We start from the raw sequence: 15,319 nt of genomic DNA on the forward strand, positions 1-15,319 counted from the left end.
TGAGGCCAGATTAGAAACCCAAGACTCTCCCGAAAACTGGAGGGAACTAGGGTCTCAGGTCAGAACACTTCGCGCGGATTACCGTTCATCAGTAACGCGCCAGCTGGAAATTCGGCGCTCTTCTCAACAAGCGAGCGCAGGTTCATCATGTCGTCGGTCATCGGTGGTGCCCTTCAGGTTGGTGGTAAATACGGAAGCGTCCCATCGTCGCCCGAAATTCAGCTTGCGACAAAACCAAGTTTGCAACAGAGCCCCGTCCATACCGTGCAAAATCGAAACCGTTTTCTGGAAGTTAGACATACAGAAAACTTACTTCTTCAGCTTGGCCTGTTCCAGGGACCAGTACTCCATGTCGAACAAGTGCCCAGGCGTCAGCGGTGTGAAGCGTCCGTAAGATTCGGCGGCAAGCATCACCCGCATCGACTGTGACGTCAGATCCGCGACGATCTTGGCTTCGCCGGCGGTTTTGCCGAACCCGACCATGCCGACATTCTCGATATGGGCCACCCTTGGCAGGCAATCAAGCATGGTCTTGGGTTCTTTCGCCTGTGCTTCCCCGGCCCGGAAATAAGCCTCGTAACGCGTGCCGTAGTTTTTCAATGCGCGGTCGATCGCCTCTGCGCTGTCTGTGCTCTTGAGCAACAGCGGGAATGGTTTGACGCGGATGACATGATCCGGCGTGACTGTGCCGCGGGTGGCAAGGTCAGCCAGATCCGGATGCTCGTGAAAGGTCCTGATCGTCGGCCCGGTGCGGGCGTCGATGGCAATTGCGTCTGCAAAAACCGGTCCGGCAGCCTGCAATCGCTCCTTGAGCAAATCGATAAATCGGTGTTCCTGTGGCCCCTCGTCAGTCGGCAGAATCGCTATGCCATGACTGGCCAGATGGCGCTCGGCCATATTGACGAATTCGATCATCCGGTCATAAGATTGTCGGGCGGTCTCGCCAAAGGTGAACAGGCCGTGATTGACCAGCCACAACCCCTCCGCCTCCGGATTGGCGTCGGCGATTTCCGCAGCGGCGATGGAAAGATCAAAACCCGGCATCACGTAGGGCACAACAGCCAGCCGATCACCATAAACGACACCGCAGATCTCGGCGGCGTCTGGCTGATTGACCAGAGCAAGAACCGCCGTGGCATGGGAATGGTCGACAAATTTCGCCGGCAGGAAACCGTGCAGCAGCGTTTCCAGCGATGGATTTGGCGATTGGGCATCCAACAAATTGGCCCGCAATAGCGCCACCATTTCCGGATCGCTGAGCGCACCGGCCCGGCCTCCACTGCGGATCGCGTCAAGATGCAACGCCGGAAGTCCCGGCGCCTCGATGGTTGCCAGATCCCAGCCACTGCCCTTGACGTGCATCACCTCGCCACTGGTGCCGCGCCTGGTCTTGACCGAGGTATTGCCGCCCCCGTGCAAAACCAGATCAGGATCCCCGCCGATCAGCCGTGACGTGTAGATACGTAGCGCCAGGTCACGGTCTGCCGGCTCCGCGCCGGCATCCCTTTCCCACCGTGCCGCGTCGTCGTCGTTCCAGCGGTTTTCGGTCAGGCTCACGCTCACGGGTTCAGTCTCATACATCGGTCAGATCAGACATCATCATGCGGTAGAAAACCTTCGACCGTGGCCCGGTCATGATGTCGTCGAGCAGCGCCACGGTCTTTGCATAATGCTCTGTATTGCGATGCGCATCGACCGCGGCTTCGTCGACAAACACCTCGTAAATAGAGAACCGGGTTTCGTCATCGGGGTCCTGAAGCACGTCGAAGCGCAGGTTTCCCGGCTCCTGCCTTGTACCGTCGTAATTGATCCGGAAGGCGTCGAGAAAATCCCCGACGCGACCCGGCTTCACCTGAATATGAACGAGTTGAACCAACATTTCCGCGTCACTCCACCCCGGTCTGGCCGTATTTGACGTTGAGTTCGTGACGTTCTGTCCAGCTTTCCGGCACATCGCCGCCAGTGTTGTCGAACCATTCACGGACAGGAATACCCGAAACCAGAGCCACATTGCCCCACGGCATCCAGGCGCCGGTGCGCACAATGAACTTGGCATTGCGATAGCCGTCCTCGTGGAACCATTCGTTCGGCTTCACACCGCCCTTGGCGTCCGGGAATACGTCGGCCACGCCATTCCAGGCGTTCGGGTTGTTGGCTTTGGCATCGTCGATCATGTGGTACGCCTCGACCCACATATCCTGCCGGATGGCGCGCAGGACCGTCAGAAGGTCCGGAACACCCGGACACAGCGCCAGATCGATCACCCGATCTTCGTAAGCCATCGGATATCCGGCATCGACCACCATCATGATGTCATCATGGCCCATCTCGGAGATCGCCTTGCCAAGCTTTACGTTGAGTACACCCTTGCGTCGCATGTTATTTCCCTTTTGATATTGATCGGTATTGGTTCAGGCGTGTCCCTGAACAATCAGTGAGATGATTTCGTCCTGGGTTGTCGTCGCCATGTCGCGCACTCCGGCAAGCGTGCCCAGATGCAGGATCGCCACGCGATCGCAGACCTTACGCACATGGCCCAGATCGTGACTGACCATGATGATCCCGATGCCGCTGTCGGCCAGATCGCGCACGATGGACAAAACCTCGTCGCGGGCACTGGGGCTAAGCGCCGATGTGGGTTCATCAAGAATGATGTAGCGGCTGCCGAAGGCAGTGGTGCGAGCCAGCGCGGAAACCTGCCGCTGTCCGCCAGAAAGGTGTCCGGATGGAGTGCGCACATCAAACGGCCGCACCGAAAATCCGTTGACAATTTCCTGCGCCCGTTTGCGCATTGCGCCGTAGCGCAGAAAACCAAGCGCGTTGGTCATTTCCCGCCCGAGAAAGATGTTGTGCACTACCGGCATGTCATCGAACAGGGCAAGATCCTGGTACAGCATCGCAATGCCGGCATCGCTCGCTTCGGATGAATTGCGGAACTCGTGCTTTTCGCCATCGACTTCGATGGTGCCCGCGTCGGGCGTAACCGCTCCGGCAAGCACCTTCATCAGCGTCGACTTCCCGGCACCATTGTCTCCGAGCAAACCGACAACTTCACCTGCCTCCACCGACAGGTCGATCCCCTCGATTGCGGTGACTGCACCGTAGTGTTTGGAAATTCCGCGAAGGACTACGCTCATGTCATGTCTTCCAGATTGCAGCTTGTATCTTGGGGTGCAGGGGCCGGCTCCGGCCCCTGCGTGTTCTCAGCTGTGACAAGGCTTAGCGGTCAAGCTTTCCGGAATAGCGGAAGGCGTAATCCGTCTCGGCGTCGATCTGTTCGGCGCTCATGGTGTAATCGATCGGCTTGATTGTCGCCGCGACCACCACCGGCACTTCTTCGCCCTCGGTGTGAGCGCGAATGGCCTCGGCAACAGACACACCCCAGTCGTCGTTCACACGAAACGCCGTCACCTTCAGGCCGCCGTCCTTGATCGACTTAAGCTCGTCGGCACCGCCGCCCCAGCCGTTGATGATGACATCATCCAGCTTGCCACGTTCGGCTGCGGCGGAAACAACGCCGAGCGCCACCGCCGTGTTGCCGGCGTGCAGCATAGTGATTTCGGGATGGCGGCTGAGCAGCGCCTGACCACCGGAGAATGCCAGTTCGCGGTCACCATTGGCCTCGAACTCATCGACCATCTTCATGTTGGAGTTGGCCGTGACGCATTCTGCAAAGTGATCGGAACGCTGGCTGTCGATCAGGCCGGGAATATAACGAACCAGCGCGAATGTGCCTTCGCCGCCGGTTTCACCGATAACCCACCTGCACAGGGCTTCAGCACCGATCGTGTGGTCGAACCCGACATGGGTGATAGGTTGGCTGTCCGTCCCCAGCGTGTCGACAAACGGGTTCACCACATTCATCACCAGCGTCGGCAATGCCTCTGCGAGGCGTGAAATGTTGGATTTCTGCACCTGGTATTCCGAGGGTCCGATGACAACGTAATCGAAGTCGCCGGCCAGTACCTGCTCGACCTGCACACCCTGACGGTCATGCTCGTCGGGACGGATCATGAATTCCGTCACCTCGAAGGGAATTCCCATTTCCTCCAGCCGCGCCCGGGTCGAAATGTTCAGGCGCGCCCAGGCGTCCGAAGTTTCGAGGCTTGGGAACATCATCGCGATCTTCAGCGGCTTATCATAGGTCTTCGTGCTCTTGACCGTGTCAGACTGCACCCGCTGCATGAAGGCTTCCATTTTGGTGCGCTCTTCAGGCATCATCTCGTGCAGTTCAGGCAGCAGGAAGTATCCGCGTTCCTGTGCACCCGCCGGCACCTCCTGTGCGGCCAGCGGCAGCGACATCGCAACAAGTGCAGCGCTTGTCATCATCATGCGTCTCATGGATATGGTCTTCATTTCAGTCTCCTCCCTTGGTAATTCGTTTGTCTATTCTTCAGTCCTCGTATTGCGGCGTGAGTAGAGACCGATGGTGATCAGGATGACGGCACCGGCTGCGACGTGCTGCCAGAAAGCTTCAAATCCGAGGATGACCACGGCATTGACGATGGTCGCCAGGAGCCATGCACCCAGCAGCGTCCCGACGATTGAGCCCCGGCCGCCAAACAGGTTGGTGCCGCCGACAATCACGGCCGCAATAGTATTGAGCAGGATCGTGACTGCCCCCGATGCGACCACCGCATCCAGGCGTCCGGTCAACATGATGCCGCCGAGTGCTGCAATCAGACCCATGAAGACGTAGACACCGATGCGGTAGCGAAGCACGCTGATCCCCAGCCGCTTGGCAGCCGTCGGGTTGCCGCCAACAGCATGAAGGCGGGCGCCGACCTTATGATAGGCAAAGACAAAATGAGCGATGATCACGACCGACAGTCCGAGCACCACCGGGACCGGTATGCCAAGCAGTCGTCCGCGCCCAAGCCACGTTATAGCTTCTGGGAAGGCGAAGAACACGCCGCCGCCGGCATAAACCAGAGCCAGCCCGCGAAAGATCAGTTCTGTCGACAGGGTGACGATGAAGTCGGGCATTTTCAGTTTGGTGATCAAGACACCGTTGATCAGGCCGCAAAGCCCCCCCGTGGCGAAACCGATCAGAACCGAAAACCATAGCGGCAGGCCGAAATCCTTCAGTGCCGCGGCAAAGGCGACACTCGACAGTGTCAGGATCGCCCCGATCGACAGATCGATCCCCCGCGCAGTGATCACAGCGGTCATTCCGACTGCCAGCAGCATGATCAGCGAAGCATCGATCGAGATGGCGCGCAGATTGCCGAGCGAAAAGAACGTTGGCGCGGCGAAAGCCATGACGACGCCAATAATGACCAACATCACCGCAGGCGCCGACAGTGGCACCCTTGTCGGCCCAAAGAGCGGTGGCAGGCTGTTTCGCCAATCTGCAACCTCAAGTTCGGCACGCAGCCGCTTGGCTGGGTCGTCACGATTTTCCTGTACCAAGCTCAAGCTTTTCTCCCGAAATCAAATGATCATATATTCTCGTTCCAAACATATGAACACATTGTTCAAATGATCTGTCAAGGCATTATTTGTTCAGGCAGTCGCACTTTCGGGCAACTTTCACCATGCCGTAACTCGGCATGGAGGGGCCGCCTTGAAATGCAAAGAACGGGCCGGCGAACCCCGGGCCGATCAACGCCACAGGAGATATCTTGAATGGCAGACAGGGACCGGGTGAAAGAATGGAATAACGCAGCGCTGGTGCACACCACGCAGGCCAGAGCGCCAAATCTAGCGCAAAAGGCCCGGCTACATGGAACAATTCTAGCTCATCAAAGCCTTGGCGCTCTCTTCGTCGGTGACGAAAATATCGATGAAATCGCCGCGCAGTGCCGCCCGAATGGCAGGTATCTTGTCTTGTCCGCCCGCGACCGCGATCATTTGAGGGTTCCCACGATAGCTCTTCAGCGGCAACCCTATAACCCGCTCATGCAGAGGAAAATCCAGCTCCTGGCCGTTCTCGTCGATAAAGCGGCACAACACATCGCCGACCGCCCCGCCGCGCCGCATGGCACGCACCTCAGCCGGGTGGACATAGCCGTGCCGTATGACACTGGCTTTTTCATCCACCGCGCCGATACCAACCAGAGCGTAATCCGCCCGCAATGCCATATCCAGCGTGCTTCGCACACCGGTATCTCGCAACATGGCTTGCGCAACTTGCGGATCCTCGACAACGAGGGGTGCTGACACGAGATACATCTTGCGGTCGTTGCCAGCCAGCCGGAGGCCGTCAACATAGGCCTGAACCCCGCCTGTCATGGCGACCAGATCGATGCTCCGGTCCTGAAACAGATGGCCCAACCGATTAATCGCAAAACCAACCGTTTCGCCCCACCCGACCGCGAGAAGCCCGCCTTCATCCAACTTGTGCATCAGGATCTGTGCCGCCGCCTGACCCAACCGGTCGTTGAGCGATTCCGCTTCCAGGTGCGGAATCACACGCACTTCCTTCAGTCGAAAGCGGTTCTGAATGCTCCTTTCGATCTCGAGGCAGCCCTGTAGCGCCGAGTTGATCCGGACCTCGATCATCCCGGTCCGCCGACCGTTTTCCAACAGCCGCGACACCTTGATCCTTGGCAGCCCAAGCATCTGACCGATCACCTGCTGGGTGAGCCCATCATGGTAATAGTACCAGGCCACTCGGGCCAAAAGCGCGTCGTCATCGGACAAGGTGGCGAAGTCTCGTTCTTTCATTGCTGCCCCTCATGGGCGCCAGAGAGCGGCCTTGGCGCCTGCGATTCCCGCTCATCAGTACCTCAACCGCTTCGGAAAGGTAAAACTCCCCTGCCCGACACAGCCGAATGTATCCGCGTTCTCCACCCGCCAAGTTTCCGTACGCTGGTACGGGGGGAGCTTGACGAGCAGATCACTGAGTGTTCATATGTTCATGATTTCAGCAAATGATCTCCGTGTAAAGTGAACAGCCGATCCTCATGAACCAATTTGTTTAACACCCACAGGAAGAAGAGCAATGGCAAACAGCGACCTGCGTACGCCAGCCCACGCCTTGAACATGCGGCTTATCGGACATTCCGACCAGGCTGGCCGATCCGACGGAACCCAGATCATGGTCCGCGACGGATACGCCTATGTCGCCCATATTTTCTCCAAGGGGTTCAGCGTCATTGACGTGCGTGATCCGGCCAATCCACGCACGGTCAACTTCATCGCTGCACCGGCCAATACCTGGTCGCTGCATCTTCAGGTTCACGACAACCTTTTGCTGGCGGTCCATGGCCAGGATCAGTTCAGCATTGCCGAAAGCGACGACGAGCGAAACTATTACAAGGCCGACACCCGTGATGTATCGAAGGCAATGAGCCGCGGCGAGCGCGACTATTCCGCAGGCATGGCCGTGTATGATCTGGGCGACCCGGCAAACCCGCGCCCGATCGGTTTCATGCCGGTCAATGGCCTCGGCCTTCACCGGATCTGGTATGTCGGCGGGCGCTGGGCCTACGCTTCGGCGCAGCTTGAGGGATTTTCCGATTTTATCCTCGTCACCATCGACATGTCGGACCCCACCAGGCCCGAAATCGTCGGAAAATTCTGGTTGCCCGGAATGAACATCGCCGCCGGCGAGACGCCGGACTGGCCGTTGAGCGAAGGCCGTTACAGCCTGCACCACCCGATTGTTGACGGCGACACCGCCTATTGCGGCTGGCGCGACGGCTGCCTGGTCGTGGTGGATGTGGCAGACCGTGCGGCACCCAGGATGTTGGCGCAGCGCAATTGGGCACCCCCCTTTGGCGGGGGCACCCACAACTGCATGCCGCTACCCGACCGGAATCTACTGATCGTCGTGGATGAAACCGTTCTCGACGATGAAGAGGATGGCGACAAGCCAATCTGGGTTTTCGACATTCGGGACAAAACCAACCCGATATCGATATCGACTTTCCCCAAGCCCTGCGATCGCGATTACAAGAATGTCGGCGGCCATTTTGGACCGCACAATATCCATGAAAACCGCCCCGGCAGCTTCGTCAGTTCATCGCTGATATTCTCGACATGGCAGAATGGCGGTTTGCGGATCCATGACATCTCGAATCCATATAGCCCCAGGGAAGTTGGCGCCGTCGTGCCGCAAGCGCCGCACAAACATGTCGACCATCGTCCCGGCAGACCCTTGGTCATCAACACCACGGATGTCTTCGTGGACAAATCCGGACTGGTCTATTTCACCGATTTCAGTGGTGGTGGATTGCATATCGCCGAGTTCGAAGGCTGAATTATCCGCACGCCTCAGGAGACCCCAGATGCCACAGTATTATCTCGCCATCGATGCCGGCACCGGAAGCGGCCGCGCCGTGGTGTTCGACCAGACCGGACGGCAGTGCGGCCTGGGACAACAGGAATGGACCCACGTCGAGGAAGCCAATGTGCCTGGATCGATGGCATTCGATACCGGGGCCAACTGGCCGCTATTGTGTCGCTGCGTGCGGCAGGCGCTCGAACAGGCTGATGTGCGCGCCGACGAGATCAGCGCCATCAGCACCACATCGATGCGCGAGGGCATCGTGCTTTACGATGCATCCGGATCTGAAATCTGGGGCTGTGCGAATGTCGACGGCAGGTCGACCACCGAGGTCGCCGCACTGAAAAAGCGCGATCCTGAGCTGGAGCGGGCATTTTATCGCGTCAGCGGTCAGACTTTCGCACTGGGGGCGTGGCCACGGCTTGAATGGCTGCGCAACAACCGACCGGAAATATTTGCCCGGGCTGCCCGTCTGTCGATGATCAACGACTGGATCGCAGCCCGGCTGAGCGGTGAGATTGCCGTCGAGCCATCCAATGCCGGCACGACAGGCTTGATGGATCCGACCACCAGGCAATGGTCGGACGAGCTGATCGCCAAGGCGGGCCTTCCACGCGACATGTTTCCCGATGTTGTCGAACCCGGCTCAATGATCGGACGTGTCACCCACAAGGCTGCGGAGGAGAGCGGATTGCTGCAAGGTACCCCCGTCATCTGCGGCGGCGGGGATGTTCAGATGGGTGCTCTCGGGCTGGGCGTGTCCGGTGACGGTGACGCGGCCATTCTCGGCGGCACCTTCTGGCAGCAGATCATCAACATTCCGGCGGGACGCACCGATCAGACAATGCGGGTGCGCATCAACCCTCACGTGATCGGCGGTCTCAATCAGGCCGAGTGCATTTCATTCTTTGTCGGCCTGACTATGCGATGGTTCCGCGACACCTTTTGCGACGCCGAAAAAGCTGTCGCCAAGGCGCGCGGTATCGACGTCTATACCTATCTGGAGGAATTGGCCGCCGAAGTGCCAGCCGGCAGCAACGGCATTATCCCGGTGTTTTCGGATGCCATGGATTTCGGCCAATGGTATCACGCCGCCCCGTCGTTTCTCAACATGTCGATTGAGCCGGGACACACCACACGGGCCAGCCTGTTCCGTGCGCTGGAGGAAAATGCCGCGATCGTATCCAGCATCAACCTCGAACGGGTCATCGAGTTCTCCGGCGTCAGCATCGACAAGCCGGTGGTCTTTGCCGGCGGCGCATCGAAAGGCGCGCTCTGGGGGCAGATCCTGGCGGATGTTCTGGGCCGCGAGGTCGCGCTGCCCAAGGTACGGGAAGCCACGGCGCTTGGATGCGCGGCCGTTGCCGCCTGCGGTGTCGGAGCCTATTCCACTTTGGCGGAAGCAGGCTCTGCCATGTCCGGTGTCGAGAAAATTCTGACACCCGATCCCGCCATTGCCGGTGTCTACCGCGAAACCCGCGCCCGCTGGGAAGCCGCCTATCCTGCGCAAAAACAGCTGGCCGACAACAACGTCACCACCTCTATGTGGCGCGCTCCCGGAATTTGATTGATTGCGGACAAAGTTCGGCAACAGAATCCTCCATTCTCCTCATAACCGAGTGAATCAAAGGATTTCCCGCGGCGCAACAAAAACGTTTTCAACAACATCCGCCCTTGTGAACCTTGGATTAGCCCGAAGCGTACGTCGGCTTTCGGGCATCTGACATTAACCGCGAATGGCGGAAATGCGACAGCCGACATCTCCGATGGCAGCGCAAACTTCGGCTTTAGCCCCAAAACAATCTCACTTCGCCATTTGCTCCAGCTTCTCCAGGTGCTCGTTGCAGGCCTGCTCAACGAGTTGGTACAGGATAGCAGTCCGTGCGGACATTCGTCGCATAGCTGATCAAGGATAGCTGAGCGAACAAACCTGGCGTTCACTGCATCTCAGCTTCGGAAACAAGGAAAAGGTAGTAAGGTTGCATCGGAAGCTCTGATTTGCGGAGTGAATACCCCGCAATGTCTGTTGCATTTACTTGCTTCTGAAAGTAGTTATCTGATTAACCCTACAGTGTTCAGTTGATAGAAATTGCCTCATGAGCAAATTGATTGTCATCGTGACCAGCTGCCTCAGTCTTGCCGCCTGTAACGTCGGTGAGGATGGTTCTCAAGAACCCGTCCGCGGCCTGAAAATCTTCGTCATTGCCGACACGGAACGGGTCAGCGTCAGACGTTTCCCGGGCGTTCTCGAACCGTCCAATCTGAACACGCTGTCCTTTGAGGTCGGCGGGTCGCTTTTGGACTTCGATCTCGCTGTTGGTCAACAGATCGCTGCCGGCGAGGTAGTCGCCCGCCTCGATCCGTCCTCGCTCGAACTCCAGGTGCGGTCGGCAGAGGCCGGGGTGATGCAGGCGGAAACCGTAGCCGAGAATGCCGCGGCTGCTCTTGCTCGCCAGGAAGCGCTTCTCAGTTCCGGCACAACCACCGTCGCCACTGTCGCTAACGCACGCACCGAGGCGCAGTCGGCCGCCGCCTCGCTGGTGCAGGCGCAGCAATCGCTTGCCACTGCCGAGGAAAACCTGGGCGATGCGACGCTCGTCGCGCCCTTCGACGGCATTGTGAATTCGGTCGATGTCTCACCGTTCCAGACAATCAGTTCCGGCACGCCTGTTGTTTCGCTCTACGATCCCTCGGCGTTCACCGTATCCTTTTCGGTAAGTTTCGACATCGCCGACCGGCTTGTGGTCGGCACACCGGCGAACGTCCGGCTAGCGGACCGACCGGAGATTACGCTCGATGCCCTTGTCAGCGAATTGGGCGCCCGGGCGGATGCGGTGTCGAGCTTCCCGGTCGTCGTCTCGCTGCAGGAAATCGATCCGCTCATGAAGGCAGGAATGGCCGTTGAGACGTCGATCTCATTTCCTCTTCCAGCCCAGGAAGGTTACTCCGTTCCGCTCTCGGTCATTATCCGGGACGGCAATGCTGACAGCGTTTCGGAGGGCGAGAGGGTCTCGGCGGCTGGCATCTATGTGTATGATCCGGCCACAAGCACTGTGATCCGCCGTCAGGTCGCCGTTGGCGGCATCCGGGACAACCGGATCATCCTGCTCGACGGTGTCGCGCCCGGCGAACGGATCGCATCAGCGGGTGTGCAGTTTCTGCGCGACGGCCAGAAGGTAAAACTCCTCGACGAGGACCGTTAGCCCATGGAGGCGCTGACACAATTCGGGATGCATCGATCCCGCTTCACGGTGCTCGCAATGATCGCTGTGCTGCTGATGGGCCTTTTTGCTTATGGGGCGTTGCCAAAGCGCGAGAACCCCTCGATCACGATCCGCACAGCGATCGTCAGCGCCCAGTTTCCGGGCATGTCGCCAGAGCGGGTGGAGGATTTGCTGGCGGCTCCCCTGGAACGCGCGGCGCGCGAAATAACCGAAGTCGAAGATATCTCAACACTGATCACAACAGGCACGGTGACGCTCTGGGTGGCGATGTACGATTCCGTGTCGGGCACTGACCTCGACACAGCCTTTCAGGACTTGCGCACCCGCATGGAAGAAGAGGCACTCACCTTGCCCGAGGGAACGCGCGGACCCTTCTTGAACACGAATTACGGGGATGTCGCCATCGCGACCATCGCCGTGACCGGCGACGGCTTTACCCTGCCCGAGATCGAGAACGCGGCGGCGGATCTGCAGCAGGGTCTCTATGACCTCGACGGCGTCACCAAGGTTACGCTGTCCGGCGAGCAGGACGAACGCATCTGGCTCGAAATCGACAGCCGTCGCCTGGCCGCAGTCGGCGTCCAGATCCCGCAGATACTTGCCGACCTTGCCGACCAGAACGTGATCCTGCCCGCCGGTGAAATCGATGCGGGCGGACAGTCAATCGTTCTGGAAGCCAATGGCAATCTGAAATCCATCGAAGAGATCGAAAATGTGCTCACCCGTGTTTCTGGTCTGGACGGGGCAGTGCGTTTACGTGACCTGATGAATGTGCGGCGCGGGATAGTCGACCCCCCGCAGGAGCCTGTCTATTTCGACGGGGAACCTGCGGTGCTGGTCAGCGTCGAAATGGCAGATGACCGCGACATACAGAAGCTTGGGCGGGAGCTGCGCCAAGCCATTGTCGATCTGGAACAGCAACAGCCCATCGGCGTCCGCTACAATATATCCACCTTCCAGGAAGCGAACGTCACGATTGCCGTCAATTCGGCCTTATCAAATGTCGGACAGACTTTCGTCGTTGTATTGATCGTCATGGTGATTTTCCTGGGGCTCCGTCCGGCGATCGTCATTGCGTGCATTGTTCCCTTCACCATTATGATCGCACTCCTGCTTATGAGCCGCTTCGGCATTGATCTGGAGCAGGTCTCTATTGCCGCCGTTATCATTTCGCTCGGTCTGCTCGTCGACAATGGCCTCGTCATTGTCGACGATATCCAGAGCCGGATTGATGGTGGCGCTGCGCCCCGAGAGGCCGCGATCGGTGCCGGCGGACAATTTTTTATGCCGCTCGCTGTTGCATCGGTCACCACGGTATCGGCCTTTATTCCGATGCTGATCCTTGAGGGTAGCACCGGCGAGTTCGCCTTCTCGCTTGGCGCAGTGGTTGCCATGATGCTTGCCGGATCGTGGCTTGCGGCACATTACTTTCTGCCATTTCTGGCGGCCACTCTGCTGAGGAAGAAGAACACCTCCGGCGAGGAAGGCCGCATGGTCAGGGTATATGGCGATTTCGTGCGAAGGTGCCTGCCGCTGGGTATCCCGGTTATCCTGGCCAGCTATGGACTTGTCGTTATCGGGGGGATGGCATTTGGACTGCTCAAGTCGGAGATGTTCCCTTTGAGCGAACGCGCGGAGTTCCTGATCTATCTCGATATGCCCAAGGGCACAGCAATCACGGCCACCCGGGACGAGGCACTCTCAATTGATACCTGGCTTCGCGACCAGGGCATTAATCCTGAAATCAAGAACACAACCACTTTCGTCGGTCACGGCGGCCCGCGCTTTTATCTGGCGCTATCACCGGCGAATACCGACCCCTCGAGTGCCTTCATCCTCGTCAACACAACCTCCTACCAGGGCGCGGTTGAAGCGGCAGAGCGCGCGCGGGGTTATCTTTTCGAGAGCCGCCCGGCGGCGCGTGCGCGGGTGACAAGATTGTCTATGGGCGGTGGTGAATCCGGCATTGTGGAGGTTCAGATCAAAGGACCCGACGCGAATGCCATGCTCGCCGCCGCGAAAAGTGTTGAGGCCGCTTATGCTGAAGTTCCTGGCATCGTTCTCAACGAGAACGACTGGGGTAACAAGGTTATCAAGGTGGTAGTCGACGTCGCCCAGGACAAAGCCCGCGAACTCGGGGTCACCTCGCGCGGGATATCCGATGTTCTCAACACCTATTTCAGCGGGACAACCTATTCGACTTTTCGGGACGGGCCGGACTCAATCCCCATCGTTCTCCGCGCAGAGCCGGGCTTTCGCGACAGCCTTGAGGACATTGCCAATCTTTCGATCCCGGTAGACGCAGGCCTCATCGCGCTTGACCAGATTGCGACCTTCCGTCCTCGGCTGGAATTCTCACAGCTCCGCCGCCAGAACCAGGTTCGGCAGATCGTCATTTCAGGCAAGAGTGCGATTCTGTCTGCGCGCGAGGTTGAGGAAGCGATCCAGCCAACGCTCGAGAGCCTCGACCTGGGGCCAGACTATCAGGTCGAGATTGGCGGGGAAACGGCAGATTCCGCCGAGACGAACGCCAAACTTGCCGCAGGCATGCCCCTTGCGCTGATCGTGATGATCGCGGCTCTTGTTTTTCAGTTCAACTCTGCGCGGCGGGTCATGCTCACCTTCATGACGATTCCGCTCATCATTATCGGCGCGCCCCTGGCGCTTTTCGTCACCGGCCAGCCATTGTCCTTTTTTGCGATCCTCGGCCTAATCTCGCTCATGGGCATCATCATCAACAATGCCATCGTCCTGATCGACCAGATCGATATCGAACGCCAGACGCTCGATCGGGACGCGGCGATTGTCGCGGCGGCACGAAAGCGCCTGCGCCCGGTACTGCTCACATCGCTCACGACGGTTCTTGGATTGCTGCCGATGGCGCTTTTTGGCGGCGCGCTTTTCGAGCCCATGGCGACGCTTATGATCGGTGGACTGCTCCTCGCATCACCTCTCACACTCCTTTTCGTGCCATGCGGATATCGGCTTATGTTCGCGCAGACGAGAAAGCGGGCTCTGCCCGAAATCCCACAAATAGGATGACTTTTTCTACGGAATAGGCGCCCAGGAAAGTGGACGAAGGGTTGGACGTGAGCGAGGTGATATGCCGTGAGCGATAACACTCTGAAACTATTGGAAAACAAGCTTAACGAAGCGCGTGTTGTGATGAGAGCTTATGACACCAGGGCGCAAATCGTCGGTGTCGGATATGTTTTGGCGCTGGGCATCCTCATCCCCTTTGAAAGACGGTTTCCGCGACCGGAAGACATCGCTTGGCCGGAAGTTCTCATCCTGTGGGGCGCCATCATAATACCGATAATTCTATTCGGTTATGTCGTCTATCCGCTCAGAAAATATCGACCCTTTTTGTATTCGCATTCATATGACAAAGAACCCGATTTTTTTTGCACGCCCGAGAATGTTACCTCCGTCAATTTGATGGTTCTGGATCAGGTCAGATCTGCAGATATAGAAGCCGAATTCGCTGCGGAATTGCGTCATATGGAAATGCTCAAGAGAACCAAGATGAAGCGGTTTATCCGGGCAATGAAAGGCGCGGGATTTTCTTTTTTGATGCTATTCGTGTTCCAGTTTTGGCGTTCGCTGGTTTAAAATCAACAGTCGCGCCTCAAAGGTGTTCAAAGCATAGGTCCGCTCAACAATGCTCTCCCAACCGCATTTCCAAGATAGTGAAGTCCGGCATAAAGCACGCACCACCCCGTATCGAGCGAGAATATCGGCGGCCAATCCATCGTGTTCGTTTTGTTTGCCTCTTCGACCTCGCGGGGCTTTAGCCGGGTGAAGAATTTGAGGTCTGGTTTGGAGAAATCTAACGTTCCAACTTCGTTGGGACAAAATGGCG

General features: G+C 58.2%; 12 protein-coding genes. 5 read left to right on the forward strand and 7 right to left on the reverse strand.

The window, feature by feature from the left end; genetic code table 11:
• Positions 1 to 309: 309 nt before the first annotated feature.
• The 7 genes from PZ897_RS11820 to PZ897_RS11850 form a co-directional block, all read right to left on the reverse strand.
• Positions 310 to 1,581: a class II aldolase/adducin family protein gene (locus PZ897_RS11820; RefSeq protein ID WP_275752498.1), complete on the reverse strand. Its 1,272-nt coding sequence runs from the start codon at positions 1,579 to 1,581 to the stop codon at positions 310 to 312.
• Positions 1,574 to 1,879 (reverse strand): antibiotic biosynthesis monooxygenase, encoded by a 306-nt coding sequence (locus PZ897_RS11825; protein ID WP_275752499.1) that lies wholly within the window; start codon positions 1,877 to 1,879, stop codon positions 1,574 to 1,576. The genes PZ897_RS11820 and PZ897_RS11825 overlap by 8 nt, the downstream gene beginning before the upstream one ends.
• Positions 1,880 to 1,886: 7 nt before the next feature.
• Positions 1,887 to 2,378 carry an RbsD/FucU family protein gene (locus PZ897_RS11830; RefSeq protein ID WP_275752500.1) on the reverse strand — a complete coding sequence of 164 codons (492 nt, stop codon included), beginning with the start codon at positions 2,376 to 2,378 and terminating at the stop codon, positions 1,887 to 1,889.
• A 33-nt stretch (positions 2,379 to 2,411) separates the two neighbouring features.
• Positions 2,412 to 3,137, reverse strand: coding sequence for an ATP-binding cassette domain-containing protein (locus tag PZ897_RS11835; RefSeq protein WP_275752501.1), 726 nt, complete (start codon positions 3,135 to 3,137; stop codon positions 2,412 to 2,414).
• Between the two features lie 82 nt (positions 3,138 to 3,219).
• Positions 3,220 to 4,356: a substrate-binding domain-containing protein gene (locus PZ897_RS11840; protein ID WP_275752502.1), complete on the reverse strand. Its 1,137-nt coding sequence runs from the start codon at positions 4,354 to 4,356 to the stop codon at positions 3,220 to 3,222.
• A gap of 30 nt (positions 4,357 to 4,386) precedes the next feature.
• Entirely contained in the window at positions 4,387 to 5,418 is a 1,032-nt protein-coding gene (locus tag PZ897_RS11845; RefSeq protein WP_275752503.1) for an ABC transporter permease, read from the reverse strand.
• A gap of 318 nt (positions 5,419 to 5,736) precedes the next feature.
• The gene (locus PZ897_RS11850; RefSeq protein ID WP_275752504.1) at positions 5,737 to 6,504 is read right to left on the reverse strand and encodes a sugar-binding domain-containing protein; all 768 of its coding nucleotides are present in this window, start codon (positions 6,502 to 6,504) and stop codon (positions 5,737 to 5,739) included.
• A gap of 442 nt (positions 6,505 to 6,946) precedes the next feature.
• Between PZ897_RS11850 and PZ897_RS11855 the strand changes: the two genes are divergently transcribed.
• The 5 genes from PZ897_RS11855 to PZ897_RS11875 all read left to right on the forward strand — a co-directional run bounded on the left by PZ897_RS11855 (position 6,947) and on the right by PZ897_RS11875 (position 15,069).
• Positions 6,947 to 8,206, forward strand: coding sequence for a hypothetical protein (locus PZ897_RS11855; RefSeq protein WP_275752505.1), 1,260 nt, complete (start codon positions 6,947 to 6,949; stop codon positions 8,204 to 8,206).
• Positions 8,207 to 8,234: 28 nt separating this feature from the next.
• Positions 8,235 to 9,800: an autoinducer-2 kinase gene (lsrK, locus tag PZ897_RS11860; protein WP_275752506.1), complete on the forward strand. Its 1,566-nt coding sequence runs from the start codon at positions 8,235 to 8,237 to the stop codon at positions 9,798 to 9,800.
• 538 nt (positions 9,801 to 10,338) lie between these two features.
• The gene (locus PZ897_RS11865; RefSeq protein WP_275752507.1) at positions 10,339 to 11,436 is read left to right on the forward strand and encodes an efflux RND transporter periplasmic adaptor subunit; all 1,098 of its coding nucleotides are present in this window, start codon (positions 10,339 to 10,341) and stop codon (positions 11,434 to 11,436) included.
• A 3-nt stretch (positions 11,437 to 11,439) separates the two neighbouring features.
• A complete protein-coding gene (locus PZ897_RS11870; protein ID WP_275752508.1) occupies positions 11,440 to 14,499 on the forward strand; it encodes an efflux RND transporter permease subunit in 3,060 nt (1,019 codons plus the stop codon).
• Positions 14,500 to 14,565: 66 nt separating this feature from the next.
• Positions 14,566 to 15,069 carry a hypothetical protein gene (locus tag PZ897_RS11875; protein WP_275752509.1) on the forward strand — a complete coding sequence of 168 codons (504 nt, stop codon included), beginning with the start codon at positions 14,566 to 14,568 and terminating at the stop codon, positions 15,067 to 15,069.
• The last annotated feature ends 250 nt before the right edge of the window (positions 15,070 to 15,319 follow it).

The organism is Hoeflea sp. YIM 152468, assembly GCF_029210485.1.
GTDB lineage: Bacteria > Pseudomonadota > Alphaproteobacteria > Rhizobiales > Rhizobiaceae > Hoeflea.